Annotated in this window: 17 protein-coding genes and 3 pseudogenes; 10 read left to right on the plus strand and 10 right to left on the minus strand. The window is 67.0% G+C overall.

From position 1 onward, the window contains the following. The first annotated feature begins 164 nt into the window (after window positions 1–164). Window positions 165–958: pseudogene (locus tag CLM62_RS03790) on the plus strand (IS5 family transposase). 93 nt (window positions 959–1,051) lie between these two features. Here CLM62_RS03790 and CLM62_RS03795 read toward each other — a convergent pair. Continuing rightward, the gene (locus tag CLM62_RS03795) at window positions 1,052–1,984 is read right to left on the minus strand and encodes an RNA polymerase sigma-70 factor (RefSeq protein ID WP_095748446.1); all 933 of its coding nucleotides are present in this window, start codon (window positions 1,982–1,984) and stop codon (window positions 1,052–1,054) included. Between the two features lie 189 nt (window positions 1,985–2,173). Between CLM62_RS03795 and CLM62_RS03800 the strand changes: the two genes are divergently transcribed. Together CLM62_RS03800 and CLM62_RS03805 are read left to right on the plus strand one after the other, a co-directional pair. Beyond that, a complete protein-coding gene (locus tag CLM62_RS03800; RefSeq protein WP_095748447.1) occupies window positions 2,174–2,653 on the plus strand; it encodes a carboxymuconolactone decarboxylase family protein in 480 nt (159 codons plus the stop codon). A 111-nt stretch (window positions 2,654–2,764) separates the two neighbouring features. Beyond that, window positions 2,765–3,052 (plus strand): antibiotic biosynthesis monooxygenase, encoded by a 288-nt coding sequence (locus tag CLM62_RS03805; RefSeq protein WP_095748448.1) that lies wholly within the window; start codon window positions 2,765–2,767, stop codon window positions 3,050–3,052. A 202-nt stretch (window positions 3,053–3,254) separates the two neighbouring features. Here the strand turns inward: CLM62_RS03805 and CLM62_RS03810 are convergent. After that, window positions 3,255–4,479: pseudogene (locus tag CLM62_RS03810) on the minus strand (TrkH family potassium uptake protein). Here CLM62_RS03810 and CLM62_RS49720 point away from each other — a divergent pair. After that, window positions 4,445–4,612 carry a hypothetical protein gene (locus CLM62_RS49720; protein WP_179381925.1) on the plus strand — a complete coding sequence of 56 codons (168 nt, stop codon included), beginning with the start codon at window positions 4,445–4,447 and terminating at the stop codon, window positions 4,610–4,612. The pseudogene CLM62_RS03810 and the gene CLM62_RS49720 overlap by 35 nt on opposite strands. A 149-nt stretch (window positions 4,613–4,761) precedes the next feature. Further along, the gene (locus CLM62_RS52890) at window positions 4,762–4,953 is read left to right on the plus strand and encodes a hypothetical protein (protein WP_373559102.1); all 192 of its coding nucleotides are present in this window, start codon (window positions 4,762–4,764) and stop codon (window positions 4,951–4,953) included. Here the strand turns inward: CLM62_RS52890 and CLM62_RS03815 are convergent. After that, entirely contained in the window at window positions 4,947–6,023 is a 1,077-nt protein-coding gene (locus CLM62_RS03815; protein WP_306457880.1) for a site-specific integrase, read from the minus strand. The genes CLM62_RS52890 and CLM62_RS03815 overlap by 7 nt on opposite strands. Window positions 6,024–6,037: 14 nt before the next feature. Here CLM62_RS03815 and CLM62_RS52620 point away from each other — a divergent pair. After that, window positions 6,038–6,385: pseudogene (locus CLM62_RS52620) on the plus strand (transposase); the annotation flags it as partial. Here CLM62_RS52620 and CLM62_RS49725 read toward each other — a convergent pair. The 6 genes from CLM62_RS49725 to CLM62_RS03850 all read right to left on the minus strand — a co-directional run bounded on the left by CLM62_RS49725 (window position 6,277) and on the right by CLM62_RS03850 (window position 18,268). Then, window positions 6,277–6,573, minus strand: a complete 297-nt coding sequence (locus tag CLM62_RS49725) for a hypothetical protein (RefSeq protein ID WP_179381926.1) — start codon at window positions 6,571–6,573, stop codon at window positions 6,277–6,279. The pseudogene CLM62_RS52620 and the gene CLM62_RS49725 sit on opposite strands and share 109 nt — an antisense overlap. A 50-nt stretch (window positions 6,574–6,623) precedes the next feature. Then, complete coding sequence (locus CLM62_RS03830) at window positions 6,624–6,899, minus strand: HIT domain-containing protein (protein WP_257003663.1); 276 nt, start codon at window positions 6,897–6,899, stop codon at window positions 6,624–6,626. Window positions 6,900–7,302: 403 nt separating this feature from the next. Next, window positions 7,303–7,737 carry a hypothetical protein gene (locus CLM62_RS03840; RefSeq protein WP_095748449.1) on the minus strand — a complete coding sequence of 145 codons (435 nt, stop codon included), beginning with the start codon at window positions 7,735–7,737 and terminating at the stop codon, window positions 7,303–7,305. 234 nt (window positions 7,738–7,971) lie between these two features. Beyond that, the gene (locus CLM62_RS49210) at window positions 7,972–8,412 is read right to left on the minus strand and encodes a hypothetical protein (RefSeq protein ID WP_143658918.1); all 441 of its coding nucleotides are present in this window, start codon (window positions 8,410–8,412) and stop codon (window positions 7,972–7,974) included. Window positions 8,413–9,017: 605 nt separating this feature from the next. After that, window positions 9,018–9,431, minus strand: a complete 414-nt coding sequence (locus CLM62_RS03845) for a hypothetical protein (protein WP_095748450.1) — start codon at window positions 9,429–9,431, stop codon at window positions 9,018–9,020. Window positions 9,432–9,553: 122 nt separating this feature from the next. Continuing rightward, window positions 9,554–18,268, minus strand: coding sequence for a DNRLRE domain-containing protein (locus tag CLM62_RS03850; RefSeq protein WP_095748451.1), 8,715 nt, complete (start codon window positions 18,266–18,268; stop codon window positions 9,554–9,556). A gap of 297 nt (window positions 18,269–18,565) precedes the next feature. Here CLM62_RS03850 and CLM62_RS03855 point away from each other — a divergent pair, with 297 nt between their 5' ends. From CLM62_RS03855 to CLM62_RS03865, 3 genes are all read left to right on the plus strand, one after another. Continuing rightward, on the plus strand, window positions 18,566–19,111 hold the full coding sequence (locus CLM62_RS03855) for a hypothetical protein (RefSeq protein WP_257003649.1): 546 nt from the start codon (window positions 18,566–18,568) through the stop codon (window positions 19,109–19,111). 352 nt (window positions 19,112–19,463) lie between these two features. After that, window positions 19,464–20,396 (plus strand): L,D-transpeptidase family protein, encoded by a 933-nt coding sequence (locus CLM62_RS03860; protein WP_095748452.1) that lies wholly within the window; start codon window positions 19,464–19,466, stop codon window positions 20,394–20,396. Between the two features lie 265 nt (window positions 20,397–20,661). Continuing rightward, window positions 20,662–21,132: a hypothetical protein gene (locus CLM62_RS03865; RefSeq protein ID WP_095748453.1), complete on the plus strand. Its 471-nt coding sequence runs from the start codon at window positions 20,662–20,664 to the stop codon at window positions 21,130–21,132. A 25-nt stretch (window positions 21,133–21,157) separates the two neighbouring features. On the opposite strand, the gene CLM62_RS03870 is transcribed toward CLM62_RS03865, so the two are convergent. Beyond that, entirely contained in the window at window positions 21,158–22,105 is a 948-nt protein-coding gene (locus CLM62_RS03870; protein ID WP_257003650.1) for a site-specific integrase, read from the minus strand. A gap of 114 nt (window positions 22,106–22,219) precedes the next feature. Between CLM62_RS03870 and CLM62_RS51020 the strand changes: the two genes are divergently transcribed. Then, complete coding sequence (locus CLM62_RS51020; RefSeq protein WP_257003651.1) at window positions 22,220–22,384, plus strand: hypothetical protein; 165 nt, start codon at window positions 22,220–22,222, stop codon at window positions 22,382–22,384. Window positions 22,385–23,042: the final 658 nt, after the last annotated feature.

The following is a 23,042-nucleotide window of genomic DNA, read 5'->3' on the forward strand; positions in this document are numbered from 1 at the left end:
CAGGATCGAAGAGCTGCTTCGCTCACACGAGACCCCCGTGGAAGACCTCTTCAGCACACTGCTCGACGAGCTGGGCTTCCCCCAGGCCGCTGAGCCCTCACCTGCACCATAAGAAACGACCTCTAAGACCGTGTCCTATGTGGTGAGGCGGACGTTGACCAGGCATTGGGTGGGGAACGTGGAGCTGGATTGTGCCGGACGGCTTGTGGGAGATCGCCAGGCCGCTGATCCCTGAACAACGGACACGGCCACAGGGCGGCGGCACCGCGAACACCCCTGATGAGAGGCTGTTCGCGGCCATCATCTACGTGCTGGTCAGCGGCTGCGCCTGGCGCGCGCTGCCACCCTGTTTCGGCGTCTCGAAGTCGACCGCACACCGCCGGTTCCTGATCTGGTCCAGAGCCGGGGTGTGGGGCCGGCTGCACGAGGCGGTCCCGCACCGGCTCGACGACGCGGGCCTGATCGACGTCTCGCGCGTCGTCCTCGACTCCGCCCATGTCAGGGCCAAAAAGGGGGCGAACGCACAGGTCCGAGCCCCGTGGACCGAGGCAAGCCGGGTTCCAAGATGCACATCCTGTCGGACGCGAACGGACTGCCCTGGTCGTCGGCGTATCCGCCGCGAACGTCCACGACAGCGAGGGCTTGAAGCCGATGGTGGAGGGTCACCAAACGAGACACGACCCCCACCGCGGCCGGTACTTCAAGCCCCAGCGCCTGCATGCGGACAAGGCGTAAGACGTGCCTCACCTGCGGAAATGGCTGCGAGGCAAGCGAATCGGGGTGCGCATCGCCCGGAAGGGCATCGAGTCCAGCGACCGGGTTGGGCCGCCGCCGTTGGGTGATCGAGCGGACGATTTCGTGGCTGTCCGGCTACCGCAGACTCAGTCCCCGCTATGAGCGTCATCCCCGCAACTACCTGGAGCTGAGTTGTCGAAGTCACCTCGCCACTCATACATGATCGTCATGGTCCGAACGTAGTGACCATCGGCAGTCGGATGCCAGGGCTAGCCGAAACGCTGACCTCCTGCTTGTTGTCAAGAAGGCATTGGGCTTAGCGGCGCAAGGTGGTCTCCCGTTCCAGATGCGACAGCTTCTCGGGATTGCGCACGGCGTAGAGCCCGGTGATGAGGCCGTCGTCGATGCGGATCGCCATGACGGTGTCGATCTGGCCGCCCAGCCGGACGATCAGCGCCGGGTCGCCGTTGACCTGTGTCGGCTGCAGCGACATCGCGGTGGCGATCCTGCCCAGCACGTGGGCCACCTGGTCGGCCCCCACGACGGGCGCCAGTGCGGCCTGCACGACTCCGCCGCCGTCGGTCAGCAGGACGACGTCCGGCGCGAGGATGTCGAGCAGGCGTTGCAGGTCGCCCGTTTCAACTGCCCGCTGGAACGCCTCGACGGTGCGGCGGGTCTCGGCAGGGGAAGCGACCCCGCGCGGTCGGCGCACGGCGACGTGGGCCCGTGCCCGGTGGGCGATCTGGCGGACCGCGGCCGGGGTCTTGTCGACGGCCTCGGCGATCTCGTCGTACCCGAGGTCGAACACCTCGCGCAGGACGAACACCGCCCGCTCGGTCGGGGTGAGGGTCTCCAGCACCAGCAGCATCGCCATTGAGACGCTGTCGGCCAGCTCGACGTCCTCGGCCACGTCGGGTGCGGTCAGCAGCGGCTCGGGCAGCCAGGGGCCGACGTAGGACTCCTTGCGCCGGCCAAGCGTACGCAGATGACTCAGCGCTTGGCGGGTGGTGATCCGGACCAGGTACGCACGCTGGTCCCGCACGGTGTCGAGATCCACGCCCACCCACCGTAACCAGGTCTCCTGCAGGACATCCTCGGCGTCGGCGGCCGAGCCGAGCATCTCGTAGGCGACGGTGAACAGCAGGTTGCGGTGGGCGACGAACGCCTGGGTGACGCTGTCCATGCGGTCGCCACGAGCGACCGGCTCGGATGTGTCCCTTGTCCAGCCGCTCGTAGTTCGGTCGTTCATCGCCGACTCCTGCCCGTTCGCTCTCGACTGCGCCGTACAGCCGTACACCAGACGCCGGCCCCCACCGCTTTGTGACACCCGCGACCGGTGACGCACGCCACATCACCGCGCCGTCACAAGGCTCGGGCCGTCGGCATCTTGTGTTCGTCCAGTGCAGCCGCACGCAACACCACGAGTGAGGACGACGTCATGGAACCCCGTTTCAACCTGTTCGACAGCCCGACCGCCGCGAAGGTCGCCAAGCGGTTCTACAACACCTCGTTGGCCCTGGAAGGGTCGACGCTGCCGAAAGTCCTGCGGGAACTGGTGGAGTTGCGGGTCGGCCAGATCAACGGCTGCGGTTTCTGCGTCGACGTCCACACCAAGGAGGCCGCGGCCGCCGGTGAAACCGCGCTCCGGCTCAACCTGGTCGCCGCCTGGCGCCACAGCACCGTGTTCACCGAGGCCGAGCGCGCCGCGCTGGCGCTCGCCGAGGAAGGCACCCGGCTCGGCGACCACGGCGTGACCGACGAGACCTGGGCCGAGGTGCGCAAGCACTACGACGATGACCAGGTCGGTGCGCTGGTCTGCCTGGTCGCCCTGATCAACGCGGCCACCCGGATGAACGTGATCGTGCACAACCCGGGAGGCTCGTACGAGCCCGGCATGTTCGCCCGTACGTCGAGCTGACCAGCAGGCCAAACGCGGCCCGCCCCAGGACCGTTCCATCCGGGCCGGGACCGCGCATGACACAGACGACAAGGCTTCGCACCGTCCCATTCCTACGAAGGGAATCGTCAGATGACCTACCAGGTGGTGGCCATCTTCAAGCTGGACCCGGCCAACGTGGCCGAGGAGGTGCGCCGCGCCGAGACCACCGCGGCGACGCTGCGCGAACAGAGCGGCTTCATCTCGTTCGACGTGATGAAGCCTGATGAGGAGACGGTCGTCGTGACCCAGCACTGGACCTCGCAGCACGCCTTCCTCGACGGCATGAACGGGATGCGTGAAGCGGCCGGACAACTGCCCCCGCCCATCGTCAACACCCGCGAGACCTACAGCGGCGAGGTCGCGGTCAGCGTGCACTGACCCCATCGTCATCGTCACCACGGACTCGGGACCGACTCGGCCGCGCTGCTGTCCTCATTCTCGACCCGCGATGCCCCAGCGGTCGAGAATGAGGCAACGATCTCCCCTGCCACGCCCTCGGTCGGTGTCGCAAACCCGGTGAACATTCATGGTCAGCGCACTAGCACCCCCGTTGGCCGTGGCGGCAGGGACCGTTGAGGTGTCAGCCGATGACAGGACGTTCCTCGGGCAGGCTGTACCTGCGGTCGCGCCGACGGAGCGCGAGCGCGCTGGCGAGAGTGATCGGACCCACGCGTCCGACGAACATCAAGGCGATGATGGTGAGCTGGCCCACCGCGGGAAGGTCGCCGGTGATGCCGGTGCTCAGGCCGACCGTGCCGAAGGCGGAGACGACCTCGAACAGGGCCGCCTCGGCCGACACCGGGGTGACGACGAGGAGCACCAGCGTGCCGGACATGACCAGACCCACGTCCATCAGCGCCACGGCCAGTGCCTGACGCAGAGCCGCTGAGGAGATCCGGCGGCACATGACGTCCACGTCGGCGTGCCCGCGGATCTCCGCCAGGATCGCCGCTCCCAGCACCGCGAACGTGGTGACCTTGATGCCACCGGTGGTACCCGCGCTGCCGCCGCCGATGAACATCAGCACGCAGATGCTCAGCAGCGTGGCCGGTTCCATGGCGCCGGTGTCGACGGTGTTGAAGCCCGCAGTGCGCGCTGGCGGCGGTGAAAAAGCCGTTGAGCAGTTTGTCCCCCCACTCCATGGGGCCGAGGGTCCCGGGGTTGCTCCACTCCAGCGCGCAGGTCAGCAGGGTGCCGACGGCGAGCAGGACCGCGGAGGTGGCGAGAGTGAGGCGAGTGTGCAGGGACCACAGGTGCCGGGCCCTGCCCCGTACGGCCGCGCGGCTGCGCAGCAGTTCCAGCAGTACGGGGAAGCCGAGGGCGCCGACCACGCACGCGGCGGCGACCGGCAGGACGATCCAGGGATCCGTCGCATAGCCGACGAGGTTGTCGTCACGCAGTCCGAATCCGGCGTTGTTGAAAGCGGAGATCCCGTAGAAGATCCCGTGGTAGAGGGCGTCGCCGGCCCCGAGGCCGTAGCCGAAGCGGAAGCGGACCGCGAGCACCGCCGCGGTGGCGAGTTCGATGGCGACAGTGGTGCCGGCGACTCCCAGGACCACCCGGCGGATGTCGCCCGCGCCCTGACTCCCCCTCTCCGTCTGCGTGGTGAGCTGCGTCCGCATCCGCAGGCGACCGGACACGAGCAGAGCCAGCAGCGAGGCGAGCGTCATGGGTAGTCTGCGGCTCACGACCTTCGACCGTCGATCGGCCCGGACCGGCCCAGCGGGTGCCGACCGGTGGTCACGCGGCGGCATTCCCGCAGGCCCACGCATGACTTCCGCCCCAGAGCGCAGTATGCGCCGCATCGTCGCCGCCCTCACGCTGCTGGCCGTGGCTCTGGTCGCTGGGGGTGCGCTCGCGGACTGGCTGTGGCTGCTCGGGCTCGGCGCCTGGGTCCTGATCGTCGCGTTCATGATCGACATGATCCATAGGCCGTGAGCTGCTTGCTCGACCGACTGTTGCGTTAGCCCGCTGCGACCAGGCTGTGGCCAGTGGCACCGCAGTGTGTTGTGGTCACGCACGAGTGAAAGTCAGGAACTCGCCGTGGGCACTCAATACCGTCGAGCAGCTCTGGCGGACCCAACCGCGTGCCGCCTCGTTGCCCGCCCCCATGTCCCTGGGCTGTCCCTGGGCCAGATCGACTTACCGACGGCACTTGTGTCCTGGGCTTCCTGTGCGATCCGCACTCCGCGGACACCGGTACCGACGTCACGCACGACGGCTGCTGGCGCGCCTACCTGGAAACCATCGCTCCCACTTCATCGGCCCGGCGTTACTGATCCTGCTCGGGCGGCTTGTCGTAGGCGCTGAGGAGCCCTTCGATGCGCTGGTTGTTGATGGACTGCCGGTCGTACAGGCACTTCGCGTACCGACTCAGCAGGACCTCGACACTGTTGCCCGCCCGCTGGGCTACCTCGGCCGGGTCGGCGCCCGCGCACAGCCAGGTGGACAGCGCCGAGTGCCGCAGGTCGTATGGCCGTTTCGCGAGCGGGGTGCTGGTGAGGGCGGGCGGCAGAGCCAGTTCGCGGGTCTCGTACCAGACCCGGTTGTAGGTGGTGTACGTGATGATCCGGCCCTGCTCGGTGAAGAACAACCGGCCGTCGTCAGCCGTGCCGAACGTAGCGACGTGATCCCTCCACAGCGCCACCAGGTGCGGCGGCAACGGCACCAGCCGCGTCTCTCCCGGCGGGCGGTTCTTCAGCCCACGCTCGTCGTGGAATTTGCCGGTGTCGGTCCACCGCTTGCCCGCCTGCGGCAGCGTTCGATGCAAGATCAGCCGTCCCCAACCCGTTCGGGGCAGGCGGCAGTCCGGCAACGCCACTGCGACCGCCTCCTCCGGACGCAAGCCGGCGTAGTACATGCCGGCGAAGAACCCGACCAGCCGACGGCCCCGGGCCCGCCGATAGCCGCCCACGTAGGAGACGGCGCTCAGCAGATCCCGCGCCTGGTACGGGTTGGCCACCGCCCGCGGATCCACCGCGACCGACGGCTTGGGCACCCGCCAGCGGATCTTCTCCAGCGGATGACTGCCCAACTCACCCCGCTCCACGGCGTAGTGGAGCGCGTGCACCAGCACCTTGCGCTTGCGGCGCATAGTCTCCACCGCCGCCTCGCCGCCGTCGAGCTTCCGGCGCAGCGACTCCAGCACATCGCGCGCCATGATCGGATCGTGCAGGTCGACCAGCGGCCGGGACGCCTTCGCCACCCACTGCAGCACCAGCCGGTCCTCCGCCGGCAGCTCCCGCTGCTCCGGCCCGGGGACGACGAATGCCCAGTGCCGCAGCGCGCGGCGCAGCAGCTGCCCCTTCGGCCGGCCCGGCATGTCCCAGCACATCGCCATGGTGATCACGGTGAGCGCCTCAAGACAACGCCGCCGGCATCGCGCTGCTGGACAAGATCGCCGCCGACACCGACACCGTTCAGAAGGCCCTGGTCGACCAGGGCTTCAAGAACGCCGTCGTCGCGCACGGAGAGAAGGTGGGCATCGAGGTGGAAATCGTCGAGCGCAACCCGGCCCAGGCCGGGTTCGTGCCGATTCCCAAACGATGGATCGTGGAGCGCGCCTACGGGATCTTGATGCTGCACCGCAGGCTGGTGCGCGACTACGAGCAACTGCCGCGCAGTTCGGAGTCGCGGGTGTACTGGGCGATGACCGCGGTGATACTGCGCCGGCTGACCGGGGCCACCGCTGCGGCCTGGCGCAGCACATGACCCGCGGGGAGCTGACGCTCGGGGCGGTGCTGGCTGATCGCCTCAGCCACCGGGCTGCCGAGCAACCGCTCGATCTCTGCGGTCACCTCGCGCGGCATCGCCGCCCAGGCCATCCTCCGGCTGCCTGTGGCCTCGGGCATGCCCAGGCTGCCCGCCGCTATGAGGCCGTTTTCGGGATCGTGCTTCATCGTGGGTCTTCCCGTCTTCGGCGGATGGTGGTGATTGTGCGAGAGGCACGTCACGGCTGCTCCAAGACGCCCGGTGGCCCGACTCCACCCGCCGCCTCCAGGGCGGTGATTCCGCTGCGGACCGCCGCTGCCGTCTCGTCCAGCAGATGACGTTCGCGCACCCGCCAGTCCGCCTCGATGCGGAACGGATCCCCTCGGAAGCGGGGGAAGACATGCAGGTGGACGTGAAAGACCTCCTGGAAGGCAGCCTCGCCATCGGCCAGGAAGAGATCAACGTGGTGAACAAGGAGCAGGCCGCGGCCTGGAACGGCTACGAGGGCCGGCACTGGGCCGACCACCAGGACCCGCTACGACGCCCTCAACGACGGGGCCAACACCCCACTCCTCGACGCGGCGGCCCTCACGCCGACCGACCGCGTCCTCGACATCGGCTGCGGCAACGGCCGTACCACCCGCCTCGCCGCCGCCCGCGCCGCATACGCCCTGGCTTGTTGGTTCCCTGTTGGGAGCCATCTTGTGGCGCATTCGCTCCACGAGAGCACGTTGCCAGATTCTCCAACTGGGTGCCCGACCCGCTCAGCTACTTGCCCAGGAGATGGCAGGCGTTGATGTTTTCCCGCACTGGGAGCGCCCCGAGGAAGCCAGCTGCACGCTGTGCCCACCGGTACCCGGGAGGGGCGACCACCGAGAGATTCGTGGACATGGAATCCGCCCAGGATGGGCTACTTCTCATACTCCTTCGTCATCAACGTCGCGGTAATAGACCTTCCGCTCCTCAACCTCCGCAAGAAGATGTGGTCCGGCATAGGGCCTGAACCGCTTCCAGTACCCTGGACACCCCAGCAACTCATCGGTGACCCGCAGGCTGACCATGTCACGCACGCTGGGACGCCCGCTCGCCAGCAACGCGTCAATCAGCCGCGCACAGCGTTGAGCGACCGCTTCATCCGTCGATTCGCTCGCCAGAAATGGCTGTAGCACGGGGTAGACGAACGCATAAGTAATCAGCGTGTACATGCCGACATTCCCATCCCCGTCGCCGAAGAGGAGGAGCTCCTCTCTCTCCAGCCTCGGGATTTCATCCCTACTTTCTGGGACGATTTCCCAGATGCACCTCCGGACGAATCCATCGCCATCCTCAACCATCATCGAGTCATCTGCCATCCGAGGACCCCTTACGCGAACAATAACCAGTTTCCTGCATTGGGGTCACAGATGGACCCGCCACCGTCATTCGGGAAGACTTCCCAGGCGCCGCGCGTCCATCCGTATTCCTGGACGTATCCGGGAGCCTGCGCTGCGGCGATCAGACCGCCGCCGGCGACGCCTATAATGCGGGGAAGTTTCACGGAATTGGTCCGCTTGGGAGCCGAGAACCCTCTCGGATCCTCCTGGAATTCACCGCCGGTCACCGATGCCAGCGACGGTGCACTGGCAGCGCGTGATCGACTTCTTCACCGCATTATTGATCTCCTTGTTCCCCTTGATGAAAGCCTTCACCTTGCCGGTGGCATCGGGATTGTCCATGACGTCCCAGATCTCCTGCGCCTCACTGAGCGCGATACGTCGCTCGCGATCGGTGAGAAGGCCATTGTTCTGCTTTCGGTCGTCCTCGAGGAGGCGAGTGAGCTTGATCAGGTGGTCGGCTGCGTCTCCAGCATGCCAACTGCAACTCGTGCTCGAGCGCGGGGCCGACCTTACCGTTGCCCACTTGGGGCTTGGCTCCGGGCTTGATGTAGATGTCTTGATGATTCCCTGGAGCCTCGATTTCGTGACCTTCGGAGGGTTCGCCGCGATACCGGCCTGCCCCAGCAGAGTGTTGAACGCCTTCGACTTCAAGGTTCACCATGCCGGATCCAGCGAGTCGGCAGCGGGAGTAAGATTGCCGGTGAAATAGGTAGGAAATTAGGGGCTCATCGAACCAGCCCTTCGTAAATAAAGGCACGGCATGCCCGATGAACCAATGATGGGGATGCGACTTCTCGTTGGAAGCCGACCACCTGTTTCACACACCGGTGACGGCAGTACCGTCGCCCCACTTATCGCTGTAATATCCACCTTGGGGACGGGGGTGGTCTAAACAGAACTTCAATCCGTCCGTAAGAGCCACAATTCCAAGAATGGGCCGTGGCCCTGAGTATGCCGCTCAGCGCCATGAAAGGGCACCGAGGTCCTTGCCTGGGTTGCTGGCTCCTGGTGCGCTCCTATCTGTCCACCGCCCACAAACGCAAACTGCGGCCCCTCACCGGCCTCCGCGACCTCTTCACCGGAAAACTCTGGCTGCCTCCGCTCACCGCGTAGTCAACCGACCTGAGCAGTCACGACCGGGCCACCAGACCCCAAACAATGGCGACACGCGGATGTGCGGCAGTCCGCGATCCAACTCACGGCAGCGCGCAGTACGGCATCTGCCGTCAGGCACGTCAGGCGCTCGCTCGCGAAGTTCAGTCGAGGCCCGGGACCGGACCACTCCGGCCGAATACCCGAAGACCCTCCTCGTGTACACCTACGTCGTCCAGAGAAGTGCGCCACCCGGCCCCCTCCAGAACATCCCTCAGCATCATTCTCATGGCATCCAAAACCACATCCGCGAAAGGAAGTACGGGGTTCTCGTAATCGCCGCGCGCGGCGCAATCGTCCACCTTCGCCATCAGCTCCGCGCTGGACAGCCACTCGACGTAGACCCCCTCGGACCCACCTGCCGATCCGGCGTCGAGAAACGTGTCGATGTACACGTGCGCACCCGAATTTCCCGTGCGGTCGACCAGGGGGATTCCGACCAGGCGCAGGGTTTTCCGAACTTCTTCTGCGGTACGCTCGTATTGGAGCTTGGTTTCTTGTGAGACATGCTCGATCATGTTTTCCCCTGTCCGGGCGGTGTGGTAATCGGGCGGCGCCGAGCCGCGTTGTTTGAGGCTAGCTCAGTGATGGCACGGAGGGGGCGGCGTGGCATCGTCGCCCCCTCCGTGCCGAACCCGTACTAGTAGCCCCGGGCTCGGTCAATCATCTGAGCAAGCAGGCGCTTGTATCCCGCGTTGATGGATCGGGCGCCAGGAACCTTGCTGCTCACCCACGGAACCGAGTAGGCGATCTGCGCACCACTGGCCCTTGGATCGTCGCGCAGCAGCGGTCCGCACATGTCCGGGCACGGCTGGCGCTCGCTGTAGAGCTCGAGGATCTTGTCCCCTTCCCTGAGCTGGTCCAAAATCTTCTGTTCGGAGTGACCCGTGGGACCGCTCACCGCGGAGACCTCCCGGATCGTCCCGTTCTGACCCTGGACGTTCGCCACGGCGACGTTGTGATCGGCGCCGAACAACCCGCCGTTATCACGGATCTCGAATGCCCTCCGGCTCAGATCGTCACTGTTGTAGTCGATCTGCTTGGCCTCGGGCGAGGCCGATCCGGAGCCGCCGGAACCGCTGCCCCCGCCAGTGCTCTCCATGCGGGCGATGCCGTCCCCGAGGCCCATGGCACCGTGTACTGCGAGCGCCGAGCCCGCGGCGATGAGCCCAGCGCCGGCGGCAAGGCCGCCCGCGCTGGCGATGCACACCGTGCCAAGGGTGGGAATGGCCCCCGCCACGCAGACGCCGACGGACCCAGCTACCAGCGCGGCCCCGCCTGCCATGGCGCCAACGCCGCCGGCCATTTCAAGTGCGCTCCCCGCGGCGTCCAACAAAGCGTCTGAGTTGTGGTCAGCCCAGTCGAGAGTCGCGTCGAGCGTGTCGGAGCACCAGTCACACCAGTCATGACCGTCGAGCTCGATACGACTGATGGGATTTCCGCCGGTGAAGGCGTACCGGTTTCCGGTGTACGGATCTGCCCCAAGGCTTATGTCGGCGAGGGCCCCGGTGTACATGTCCCGGGTGGTGAAGCGATTCAGGCCCGGGCTGTAGTCGCGGAAGCCCATGTCGTAGGTGCCGGACTGGGCGTCCCACCGCTTGGCGTTGAAGCGGTAGGGGTTGTACTCCTCCGTGGTGGGGTTGGCGGCGTCGGGTTTGTCGATGCCGGTGAACTCGGAGGTGTCGTCGGAGCCGTAGGCCGTGTAGCCGTACGTCGCCTTCGTGTTGCCGTTGCTGTCGGTGAGAGTTTCGACGTCGGTGTGGCTGTTGTAGCCGTAGTAGGCGTCCTCGGCCGTGCCGCCCGTGTTGTGCTTGACCTGCGACAGGCGCTCGCCCCACGGGCTGTACTGGTAGGACTTGGTCAGCTGGCCGGCGACCTTCTCGTCCAGGACCTCAGTGGACAGGCCCAGGTACGCGAAGTCCGTGGTTTTGCCGTCCGCGGTCTTCGAAGCGGTGCGGTCCAGCGGGTCGAAGATGTACGTCGTCGACTTCAGCGCGCCCGTGGAGTCCGCCTTCTGGGACTCGATGACGTGGTCGAAGCCGTCGTACACGCTCCGCTCGATGACCTTCCCGCCGCTGGTGACCGACTCCGTCCGGCCGAACGGGTCGTAGTTGTAGTTCGCCGTCACCCCTCCTGCTACGGCACTGAGCAGGCGGTTGCGGTCGTAGTTGTAGGTGGTGGTCGTCCCCTTGACCGTTTGGCTGACGACGTTGGCGTTGTCGTCGTGGACGTAGGTTTCCGTCCCGGCTCCGTTGCCGGTCTTCACCGCCTGCTTCAGCCGGTCGGCCGGGTCGTAGGTGTAATCCGTGGTCGAGTCGAGGTACGCCGCGTGGTTGTCGGCGTTCATCTTCTTCGCCATGTCCTGCGCCTTGTTCCCGTTCGGGTCGTAGGCGTAGGTGTGGGAGGCGACGAGCGTGAGGTTGCCCTTCTTCTCGCTCGTCGACTTCAGAGCGCCGTCGCGGTAGTAGGTGTGGTCGACGGTGTTGCCGTTGGCCTTGGTCTCCTTCAGCCTCTGGCCGCGGTCGGTGTACGTGTACGACGTCACCTTCGGCGAGGCGTCCGTGGCGCTCTTGCCGACCGAGACCGTCCTGACCAGCTCACGCAGGTCGTAGGTGTACCTGGAGAACTGGTCGGGGTGCGTGACCGTCTCCGCCTGGCCGTTGACGTCGTAGGTGTACGACGTCGACTTCTTCTCCAGCGTCGCCAGGGACTCGGTCACCTTCTGGACCTGGTTCAGGCCCGTGTACGTGACCGTGTACGCGTCGATCTTCGCGCCCGACGACGTGTCGTCGATCTTGGTGAGGTTGGCGTTGACGTCGTAGGTGTAGGCGAAGGTCCTCTTCTCGGTGTCCGTCTCGCCGGTGGCGTCCCTGACCAGCTTCACCGCGTCAGCGACCACCATGCCGCCGCTGTTCTGGGACAGCTGCAGCTTGGCGTCGTTGCCCTGCTTGAAGGTGTACGAGCCGAGCGACACCCAGGTGCCCTGGTTCGCGCTCGCGTTCTGGTCGACCGTCTTGTCGGTCGTGGTGTCCTGACCGAGCGCCGACTTGTGGTGGACGGTGTACTTCGCCGTCGCCACGGCGCCGGTCACCTTCGGGAACTTCACGTACGCGGTGTACGTGCCGTCCTTGGGGATGTTGAGCGTCCAGGTGAAGGCATCCGTGCCCGCGCCCGCCGCGTGCGTGGCGTGGTCGTAGCCCTGCTGGCCGGCGAGGTCTCCCTTCGTCCAGGTGCCGGTGGAGGAGGTGTTCTGGGTGTCGGAGTTGTCGACCACGACCACGCTCTTGCCGACCGGCACACCCTCGTCCGAGCGGGACTTGAGCTTGCCGTCGGGGTAGTACGACCAGCTCATGGTGCGGTCCGAGGAACCGCCCGCCGACGTCAGCGTCCGCGCGGTCTGCTGACCCAGCTCGTTGTACTCGTACGTGGCGGTGATGTCCCATGGGTCCGTGGACGACCTCGCCCACCCGTTGTCGAAGTAGCTGTAGGTGGTGTCGTTGCGGACCGTCTGGCCCTGCGACGGCGGCAGCGAGGTCTTCGCCACCCGGCCGACCGCGTCGTAGAACGTCTGGGTGTAGACGTTGGGGCTGTTGTAGCGGGCGTCGCCCGGGTCGTACGGCTGGAACTGCTTGACCGGGCGGTTCAGCGCGTCGTACTCCGTACGCGCGGTGAAGTCGTCCGCCGTGGCCGTCGCCGTACCGCGCGGCGTGATCACCTTCGTGGTGTTGCCGGCCTGGTCGTACTCGTACTTCGTCGTCCGGTACGTGATGGTCGTGGTGCCGTCGTGCGGGACCTTGACCTCGGTCTTCTTGCCACGCTCGTCGTAGGTGACGAGCGTGGTGTTGTTCTCCGCGTCCGTGGTCGACGTGACCAGGCCGTCCTTGTCGTACCCCTTCCTCGTGGTCTTGCCGGCCGCGTCCGTAACGACCGTGACCCGATGGTTCAGGTCGTACGCGATGGTCGACATGAAGTCGGTGGCATCCGCTGTTGCGTTCTTCTTCGGGTCGATGACCTTTGTGTTGTTGCCGACATTGTCGTATTCGTAGGAGATCTTTCCGCCATCCGCGTTCACGACGGACGTCAGCTGGTAGATCTCGTCGTAGTGGTTCGTGGTGAGGTAGTCGGTGGCGTCCGCCGTGGTCAGCGTGCCCTTGGGCTCCGTCGTTGTCTTGAGGTTGCCGACCTTGTCGTACGTGTAGACCGACGTGCGCTCATCGGAGGTCGAGGTGTCCTTCGGCGCGGTCGCCGACGTGACTTGATCCGCCACGTCGTACACCGCGGTGGACACCGCACCGTTGGGCGCTGTCGACTTCGTGACGTTGTCGTTGGCGTCGTACTCAGGCGCCGGCGTCGTGATGAAGGCGCCCGCCGCCTGGTCCCTCGGCACCGTGCTGACCAGCGGACGCCCGAACGTGTCGTACGTCTGCGTGGTCACTTTCTGGTTGGCGTCTGTGACCTTGGTCACCTGGCCACGCTCGTCGTAGTCGAACAGCGTCGACTTCTGCAGCGGGTCCGTGATCGTCGCCGGGTAACCGGTGGGACCGAAGCCGCTGTTGGTCGTCGCGTTGCCGTTGGCGTCAGTCGCCTTGGTCAGCTGCCCGTAGGAGTCGTACGCGTACTTCGTGGTGTAGCCGCTGGTGGTCGGCTCGCAGACTCCCGAGGTCCAGTTGGCTGTGCCCTTGGGGTCGGTGACCGTCTTCAGGTTGCCGAAGCAGTCGTAGCCGAACGTCCAGGCGCGGCCCTCGGGCGAGGTCTTGCGGACGAGGTCGGCCGCGTAGCCGTCGGCGCGGGTCTGGTACTCGTACTTCGCCGCGTTGGCCGGGAAGGTGCCCGGTGCGCAGTCACTCGACGGCGGCACGCCCGCCGTGTTGTTCTCCGCGTCCCTCGACCAGAGCGGGTAGCCGGTCTTCTGGTCGTAGCAGTACGCGGCCTTCGCGCCGTTGGCCTCCTCCAGGTAGGTGACGTTGTTGTCCGCGTCCCAGCTCATCTTCGTGGTCTGGGACTTGGCGTTGGTCGTCTGGACCGGGCGGCCGAAGTCGTCCGTGACGTACTTCGAGGTGCGGGTTTCGGCGTCGGTGACGGTGGTGTCGGTGAACTTCGTGTTCGTCGTGTTCGCCGCGTACGCGAAGCCCGTGTCGTAGCCCAGACGGTCCTTGATCGTCTTGGTCCACCAGTGGTACTTCGGGTCGTCACCGGCCTGCGGGGCGTAGTACGCCATCTGGGTGCCGTTGCCGCGCGGGTCGGTGGCGGTGACCAGCTTGACGTTCTTGTTGCCCTGGGTCGCGTCGTAGGTGAACTTGAAGGTCTTCGGCTGGCTGGATCCATTGCCGTCGACCATGCGGCCCAGCAGGCCCTTGTCGGTGTAGTAGAAGGAGATCCTGCGCCCGGAGATGTCCGTCATGGACGACACGTGGTCGTAGATCTTGGAGTTGTTGAGGTTGGTTCCCGAGACCAGGGCGCCGCTGTCGTTCACGTACGAGTAGGTCGCGTCGCCCTTGAGGTAGTAGCCGATGCGCAGCGACTTGCGGCCCGCCGGGTCGGTGATGTACTTGAGGAACTTCGTCGGCTTGTTGTTGGACCTGCGCTCCTCGTAGGTGTACGTCTGCGTGTTGCCGTTCTTGTCGACCACCGAGGTCAGGTAGCCGTCACAGCCGAACAGGAAGCGCGTGCCGTCCGGGCGCAGCAGCGTCCAGGCGTCGGGCGTGTTGTCCTTGTCCGGGGTGCAGTCAAGGCCCGCCTTGGCCGTGATCCGGTAGTGGACGCCCGCGGGGGCCTTCCATGTGCCGTCGGACTGCTTGGTGAAGACGTGCGTGGTGCCGTCACCGTCCGGGAGGCGTATCTCGGTCGGGTTGGGGTTGGGGTGGAAGTCCAGCGGCGCGCCCAGCCGGATCGGGCCGGCCAGCTGTGCCGACCAACCGGCACCCGTGACGGTGTCGGAGGTGTCCAGCGAGTTGTACGCGAACCTGGCGAAAGTCGTCAGGCCGCGTCCCGGGTTGGTGAACGCGTTGTACGACCAGACGCTGTTGCCCGAGGCGAGGTTGTTCATCACCGTCGAGCCGGCGCCGGTGTTCTTGCCGGTGTAGGAGTAGAACTTCTCCAGGCCCAGCGCGTTGGAGGTGGGGTCCTCCACCGCCACGTTCTGCTTGAGCGACGGGATGCCGCCGGTGCCGGCGGACAGCCAGCTGCCGTCGGCGACCTTGCGGACGTCCCAGCCGAGCACGTACTCGGTGCGCTTGTTGCCGGAGTCGGAGTTGATCGGCGTCTTGACCTGCGCCTGGACCGTCGCCGACGAGCCGGGCGACAGCGCCGGGATCGCCGTGGACAGCTGGTTGCCGCCGGTCGTCACGTCCGTGCCGTCGGGGAGCTTCCAGGTGTACGACAGCTGCCGCTCACCGCTCGCCCAGGCGGCGTTGGTGGTGTTGGTGACCGTGAACTGGACCGTGTACGTGGAGTTCGGGGTCATCCGGGCCGGGGTCTGCGGCGCGTAGTAGGTGTCCTCCGTCGTGGAGTCGACGTAGATCACCCGCAGCAGCGGGCCGATCTGCTGGTCGAGGGCCTCCGAGGCCAGGAACACCGTCTGCGCCTGCGGACCGGTGCTCGTCTCGTCCCTGAGCTTGATCATGGCGCCCTTGTTGGAGGACGGGGTCTTGATCCAGCCCTGGGTCAGGCTCGTGGCGTCCCAGTAGTGACGGCCGACGTCGTTGCTCCACTGCGGGGTGTAGTCCGAGACGGTGGAGGAGAAGTCGCCGCCCGCCGTCGTCCACGCGGTGCCGGTGGCGGCGCTGTTCCAGGTGGCCTGCGTTTCGGTGAAGTCCCGGGTCAGACCGTGGAGTTCGTAGTTCGCGCCGGTGGCCTTGGTGACCGACTCCGCGCCCCACATGAACAGCCGCGACTCCATCACCGTGGCCGTGGTGGGCAGGTCACTGGTGGGGAACTTCATCACCGCACGGGTCTTCTCGGTGGCGTTGGTGGGCGTGTTGTTGCCCACGCTCAGCCACTTCTGTGCCCCGCCGTCCCGGCTGATGGTGTCCAGGTTGGTGGTCGGCGTCGCCGACGACAGCGTGGTGTCCGTCACCGAGGCCGCGGTGCCCTGGATCAGCCGCATCGTGCGACCCGCCTGCGGGATGCCGACGATCCGCGTCGGCGAGCCCAGCAGCTGGCCGTCCACCGTCTTCACCGCGATCTGGTAGTAGTACGACCGCCCGATCTCCACCGTCTCAGAAGGGGGAGACGGGGTCGCGGTGGTGTCCGTGTACGTCGTCGCGCCCTTGTCGATCGGCGCCACCAACGTCGCCGCGGACGGCGTGAACGCCTGCTGCGTGGAGCGGTGCAGCTGGTACTCGGCGATGTTCAGGTCCGCATCGCCGGTCGCGTTGGAGTACGCCTGCCACGACAGCTCCGGGCCCGTGGAGTGGATCACCGTCGGCGAGTCCAGCGTGGTGCCGACCTTGCCGTACGTCACCGTCAGCCGGGGGATCGTGGAGGTCTCCCCGCCGTACTCGCCGTCACCGGCCTCATAGCGCGGGCCGCCGATGGGGTTGTTCGCCTCGTCGGTCGACTTCAGCACGAAGCCGTGGTTGACGGCCGTGCCGTCCACCCACTTCTGCACCGTGTCGCCGACCGGGAAGCTGTGCCACCGGTTGTACTGACCCGCCAGCTTGGTGATCTTCGCCGGGTCGACCAGGCGCACCGCGTCCGCGATCAGCGCCTGGCTGGTCGGCACCGAGGTGTCCTTGAGCTCGACCTTGTAGGCGCCGCCCTTGTTGAAGCTCAGCTCGTTGCCGTCGCCGCCGAGGGAGGTCCACACGCCGCCCGTGCCGGAGGTCTGGTTGACGTTGTACGTGCTGGTGGCGCCGCCGGCCGCGGTCACCGTGTAGGGGGCGGCGGTGGCCCGGTTGGCGCCCTGCACATAGTGCGCGTCCACCCGGTAGGTGGCCGTCTCCGGCACCCTGAACGGCCAGGTGAACGAATCACCGGTGAGCGAGTCGAGGTTGTAGCGGAAGGTGTCCCCCACCGCGTTGGTCGTCGCACCCGAGGTCGGCCAGGTCCCGACCGCGGCCGTGCCCGCCTCCTCGTCGTCGACCTGCACCGTCGTCGACGCCTGCTCACCCACCAGATCGCTGGTGTTGGACCAGTTCGCCGACAGCTCGTCCCAGGTTTTCGTGGCCCGGTACACGCCGATCTGGGTGTTCGTATCACCCGCGCTGTGCGCCTGGTCGAAGTACATCTCCAGCCGCGCCGAGTCGATCTTCGTGCCCGACGGGACCTCGCCCAGCGGGAACTTGATCAGCGAGCGGGCGTTCGCCGTGGTGGAGGTGCGGCCCGCCGACAGCTTCCAGGTGGTGTTGAAGTTGGTCGTCGGCTGGTCCGACAGGACCATGGCATCCTGAGAGCCGGACGGCGACGGGGCGATCGTGATCGTCGGGTCGATGACGACCGGGTACTGACGGTCCTTCGACGCCAGCCACTTCGCGTCCGGAGTGACCGTCAGCTTCCAGGACTTGCCGTCCCGGGTCAGCTTCTGCGTGACCTTGGTGCTGTAGGTCTTACCGAAGACGGAGGAGTCCGCCTTCTTCGCGTCCGTCATGTAGGGCGCCGGGATCACCATCACCGGCGTGTTCGGCAGCGCACCGTACAGCGCGACCGACCCCTCCTTGCGCGCCTTCGGCACCAACCCGTCGGTGTCCAGCGTGAACGTGAACTTCAGCGGACCGTCCGGGCGTTCCGCGAGGACGATGTTCTCCTTCACCCGGCCAGGACCCACGGCATACTGCAGGTCAGCGCCCTGCACCGCGTCCTTGTACGTGACCGTGGAGCCCTTCGCAGCCGGCTTCAGCGCGCCGCCCGCGCCCTCAAGGCCGAGGGTGACCGACCGGCCGTCCGGCGACTGGAACCGCACCAGCCGGTCCGCCTCCGCACCGAACCAGCTCCGGCCCTCATTCGTCGTGTTGGCGAACTCGAAACCCTTCGCCTGCGACGCGCGAACCGTCGTATCGATCGACTTCCAGGACGCCTTCTTGCCCGAGCCCGAGCGGTAGGACGTCGGCGTCGCCGCAAGTTCCGCCTCTATTCGCCCGTCCGACAACTGCCAGAACCGAGCGTTTGCCGTGCGTTTACCTGTCAGCTCCCTGACACGCTTCGCCTTCGGATCGCTCTTCGGCCAGGATGGCTTCTCCCGGTCGGCGATACTCAGGTCGTCATGGGACGGTGGTTTCTCGAGCTTATTGCTGTCATCCGCGAACCAGCTTTTGACGGTGTCGACAATTCCCTTGCCGTCATCGTCGTCAGCGGGCGCCGCATACGCGACCTGGGGCAGCGCGGTACTGGTCACCGCAGCTACCACCAGGCACGCCATAAGCCTGCCCAGTCTGGGTCTCACGCCAAACCTTTCCTCGAATGTCACGGACCAAACACGCCGCCCAAAACCCCCCCCACCCTGCATCGGCGAAAGGTCATAAGCAGCGGCGCCGGGTTTCTATTCACTCCGGTGACGCGGTGTCAAGCGTCCAGACAATGAGGACAGTTGACGGCAAACAGGCCGCCGGGTGTCCGATATTTCCGCTCACTGGCCACCGGCCGACGGCATCGTGTATAACCGCCCCGGTTGCAGCCCGAAAACCTGAGCATTCTGCACTTCGAAAGGGATTCGATCGTGCGCGGCAAAACCCAGGAACCCACAACGGAAGATCCAGAAGTCGACGGCGTCGATTCAGCGTCCGAGGAATCGGACGCTCCCGCTGCTGCGGACCCGGCAGGCACACCGGCGGACAAGAAACGGATCGGCGACCGTGCCGGCCTGCTCATGGCCGGCGCCGTACTGACCGCCTGCGGTGGACTCGTCCTCTACGGCGTGCTCGAACCGGGCAAGAGCGACGGCACGCCAGAACGCCGCACGCCCACCGCCGCGGTGACGTACGAAGTGACCGGCCAGGGCACCGCCGACATCGCATACCAGGCCCGCAGCGAAGCCGGTCAGGCCGTCGCCGTCGAAGCGGCCGAGCTGCCCTGGCGCAAGACCGTCGACGTGCCGCTCGGCAAGGAGCCCATCGTCAGCATCGTCCTCGGCGAGAACGGCGGCCAGGCCCGCTGCGCCCTGGCCATCCGCGGCAAGCACGTCCAAAGCGCCACCGCCACCGGCACGTTCGGCCGGGCCACCTGCTCGGGCACCCTGCCCGGGCCGGACCCGACCGAAGGCTGACATCCCGAGCCGACGCCGGACGGTCCGGCCGACTGTCGGCTCGATCGCGGCAGGCAAGGTAGCCGCCGACGAGGATCCGACAGCAACGAGGAACCCCGTTGGGCGGATTTGCCGCTGATCGCTCCCTTTGCCGCCTCGCTTGACACAAACTCGGCCAAGTACCTACAAACCCGGTCCGGTTTGTACGTGACATCCAACCGGCCGTGCGACATGCACCCGCGCGGCCCTGCCGCCGTGCCCTCACACCCATCACGGTCTGTCCTCCGGCCAAGTGAGCACGGTAGGCCGCCCTGCCGTCTGGCCCTTTGATCCGGGTCCGGCAGCACACCCCCACCCCTGTAAGGAGCTCAGTGTGCAGGTCCTCCCCCGGCAGATTCTGATCACCACCACCGCCCTCGGTGTCCTGGCAGTGACGTCCGCCTGCGGTGGACACGGCGACCGACAGGAAAAGGCCGCGGACTCCGTCGAGCTGTCGCCAACCCCGAAAGAGAGCCTGGCCGGTGCCTCCGGCTCCGCGTCGCCGAGCACCTCTGCGTCCGCGTCCGCGAGACCCTCCACCTCCCCGCGCGCATCCGTCTCGGCCTCGGCGTCCGCCGCCCCGTCCGACGATCCCGCCAAGGAGACCAGCGGCTCGGCGAGCGGCGCGGGGACCGGGTCCGGCGGTGCGACGGCGGGCCCGGCACCCGCCGCCCCAGACTTCCCCGTACCGGTCGAGGTGGGCGACGCCACCCAGCTGATCACCGTCAAGGCCGGCGGCTCCTACGCCACCGTCACGGCATGGGCCAAGGGATCCTCCGGCTGGAAGGCACAGTTCAGCACGAGCGCGGGCCGCGTCGGCTCCAACGGCGTGACCGATGGGGCGACACGGCGGCAGAGCACCTACACCACCCCCACCGGCACCTACACCCTCACCGAGGGCTTCGGAGTCGAGGCCGGCGGCACCGCCATGCCGTACCACCGGGTCACCGACGACGACTGGTGGGTGCAGGACCCCGAGTCGAAGTTCTACAACTCCATGCACGGCGAACAGGGCGCGGACTTCCCGCTCACCGAGTCCGGCGACCGCGGCAGCGAGCACCTCATCAACTACCCCACCCAGTACGCCAAGGCCGTCGTCATCAACTTCAACCGCTGGCCCGCCACACCCGGCCGCGGCGCCGGCATCTTCCTCCACGTCAACGGCAACGGCGCCACGGCCGGCTGCGTCTCCGTCCCCCGGGCCACCATGGACCGGATCATGGGCTGGATCACGCCGTCCGCCCACCCCCGAATCGCCATCGGCTGACAGCCTTCCAAGGAGCATGGCCGGTTTGCCCGTGCTCCGCACGACCCGCCATCACGCCCGCGGTGCGCCAAGCCAGCCCCCGCCCGGTGGTTTGGCGCCCGAGGCGCCCGGACGACCGCGAGGGTGGACAAGACACAGCTCATCCAGAGCGTCTCCGCTGCGGACCGGTACGGCACGCAGCTGCGATCGTTACCCGTTCCAGAAGAGCAGGCGAACCGAGCGCCACCGGCCCAGAACATGGCCACCGAACCCCGGCCGGCGCGGCATGCTCGGCCGCTACAGCTACGCCTCGCACGGCCTCCGCTTCGCCATCAAAGGCCCCACCGAGTCCGCCGACGCCTTCCAGAGACGACTGGCCGAACAGGCCGAACACGAAAGCGACGCCATCGGCAACTCCAAGGCGTTCGAGTCCCACAGCCGCTGGCTGGTCGGCCCCCGGTTCCGCAACCTCGGCTCCCTGCACGCGGACATCTGGCGCGGATCCGCGGCCGAACTCGCCGACTGCGGCATGCTCGCGGTCTACCCGGTAGGCGGCTGGTGGAAGGCCAACAAGCGCACCGACCGGATCGGCCTGCCCGTCAGCTACGCCCTCCTGGTCTCCTTGCGAACCCCGGACGTCACCACCGACCTGTACACCCCCATCGCCACCCAGCTCGGCGTGCCGGTCGAGGTAGCACCCGCAGCCCAGACCGAGATCATCGACGGCATCCCTGTTCAAATGGAGTTCGGGTGGTGAGCCGCCAGCAGCCCGTGCGAGGAAGCTACTCTTCCTCTTCGTTCCGATCAGGCTCGGGCGGCCGGTCGTAGGCGCTCAGGAGCCCTTCGATGCGCTGGTTGTTGATGGACTGCCGGTCGTACAGGCACTTGGCGTACCGGCTCAGCAGGACCTCAACGCTGTTGCCGGCCCTCTGGGCCACCTCGGCCGGATCGGCGCCCGCGCACAGCCACGTGGACAGCGCCGAGTGCCGCAGGTCGTACGGCCGCTTCGCGAGCGGTGTGCTGGTGAGCGCGGGCGGCAGGGCGAGGTCGCGGGTCTCGTGCCAGACCCGGTGGTAGGTGGTGTACGTGATGATCCGGCCCTGCTCGGTGAAGAACAGCCGGCCGTCGTCAGCCGTGCCGAACGTGGCGACGTGGTCCCTCCACAGCGTCACCAGGTGCGGCGGCAACGGCACCACCCGCGTCTCTCCCGGCGGGCGATTCTTCAGCCCACGCTCGTCGTGGAACCTGCCGGTGTCGGTCCACCGCTTGCCAGCCTGCGGCAGAGTGCGGTGCAGGACCAATCGGCCCCAGCCGGTGCGGGGCAGGCGGCAGTCCGGCAACGCGACCGCGACCGCCTCCTCCGGGCGCAGTCCGGCGTAGTACATGCCGGCGAAGAACCCGACCAGCCGACGGCCCCGGGCCCGCCGAAAGCCGCCCACGTAGGAGACGGCGTTCAGCAACTCCCTCGCCTGGTGAGGGTTGGCCACCACCCGCGGGTCCACCGCGATGGCCGGCTTGGGAACCCGCCAGCGGATCTCCTCCAGCGGATGACTGCACAGCTCGCCCCTCTCCACGGCGTAGTGCAGCGCGTGCACCAGCACCTTGCGCTTACGGCGCATCGTTTCCACGGCCGCCTCGCCGCCGTCCAGCTTGCGGCGCAGCGACTGCAGCACATCGCGCGCCAGGACCGGATCATGCAGGTCGACCAGAGGCCGGGATGCCTTCGCCACCCACTGCAGAACCAGCCGGTCCCCGCCGGCAGCTCCCGCTGCTCCGGCCCGGGTACGACGAATGCCCAGTGCCGCAGCGCGCGGCGCAGCAGCTGCCCCTTCGGCCGGCCCGGCATGTCCCAGCACATCGCCATGGTGATCGCGGTGAGCGCCTCGCTGACCTCGTCCCGGGTCTTCGCCGCCCTGCCGGGCCAGTGGGCCCGCGCGTACTCGGTCGCGAAGGCGTACCAGCTCAGCTTGGACGGACCGCGGAGGCCGTTCATGGGGCTCGCGCCTTGAGCCAGCCCCGTGCGGATGGCCCGCACCAACTCTGCTCCGAACTCGCCCGCCAGGTCCGCGACCGCGCTGCCGTGGTCTTGGCGTCCCTCACCATGAGGCTGCGCCGGTGATCGGTCCGCCGACTCTTCGGGGTCCGATGTGGCACGGCTTTCATATCCGTTTGGGTCCATGTCCGCCTCCTTTTGATCGGCGGGGCATGGCTGCCCGAATTGTCTACCCCAACATCCCTCAGTACTGGTGCACCCAGGTCACGCAGGGTTGACGGGTGGAGATCGCCAGATGTTCGGGTTGACATCTGATTACAGGAGATAACCGAGTCCCGGCGGCAACGCGATAGAGCCCGTCAGGTCGGCGGCGGTGAACCAATCACTGTGGTCGAGGACCGATGATCAGTATGTACGCGTTACCGGAAGACCGGACATAGGACGCCGAGGGGGAGCCGGCGCTGGACACGCTGGTGACAACGGCCGCTGGTGTTTCCGCTCGGCGGGCGTACTTGTCGGCGTTTGACCGTTGCTCTTTTCGGGCCTCGCATTGCCCTGCTTACCGATTCCGATCTCTCCTGCTGGCAGATTTCTGCAGGTCAAAGGCCCTATGCTAGTGGTTTGTTGGCCATACACGCCGCCGTATACCGGACGTGCCACAGACCGGTGGCCCC

Source organism: Streptomyces sp. SA15 (genome assembly GCF_002291145.1).
GTDB lineage: Bacteria > Actinomycetota > Actinomycetes > Streptomycetales > Streptomycetaceae > Streptomyces.

What these genes read in the sequence shown, in the direction of transcription:
- CLM62_RS49725 (WP_179381926.1), bottom strand. Translation starts at nt 6,573, where the DNA reads ATGAAGCACGATCCCGAAAACGGCCTCATAGCGGCGGGCAGCCTGGGC.
- CLM62_RS51020 (WP_257003651.1), top strand. Translation starts at nt 22,220, where the DNA reads ATGTCCCAGCACATCGCCATGGTGATCGCGGTGAGCGCCTCGCTGACC.
- CLM62_RS03805 (WP_095748448.1), top strand. Translation starts at nt 2,765, where the DNA reads ATGACCTACCAGGTGGTGGCCATCTTCAAGCTGGACCCGGCCAACGTG.
- CLM62_RS03865 (WP_095748453.1), top strand. Translation starts at nt 20,662, where the DNA reads ATGCTCGGCCGCTACAGCTACGCCTCGCACGGCCTCCGCTTCGCCATC.
- CLM62_RS03800 (WP_095748447.1), top strand. Translation starts at nt 2,174, where the DNA reads ATGGAACCCCGTTTCAACCTGTTCGACAGCCCGACCGCCGCGAAGGTC.
- CLM62_RS49720 (WP_179381925.1), top strand. Translation starts at nt 4,445, where the DNA reads ATGACTTCCGCCCCAGAGCGCAGTATGCGCCGCATCGTCGCCGCCCTC.
- CLM62_RS03845 (WP_095748450.1), bottom strand. Translation starts at nt 9,431, where the DNA reads ATGATCGAGCATGTCTCACAAGAAACCAAGCTCCAATACGAGCGTACC.
- CLM62_RS03795 (WP_095748446.1), bottom strand. Translation starts at nt 1,984, where the DNA reads ATGAACGACCGAACTACGAGCGGCTGGACAAGGGACACATCCGAGCCG.
- CLM62_RS03850 (WP_095748451.1), bottom strand. Translation starts at nt 18,268, where the DNA reads ATGGCGTGCCTGGTGGTAGCTGCGGTGACCAGTACCGCGCTGCCCCAG.
- CLM62_RS03840 (WP_095748449.1), bottom strand. Translation starts at nt 7,737, where the DNA reads ATGGCAGATGACTCGATGATGGTTGAGGATGGCGATGGATTCGTCCGG.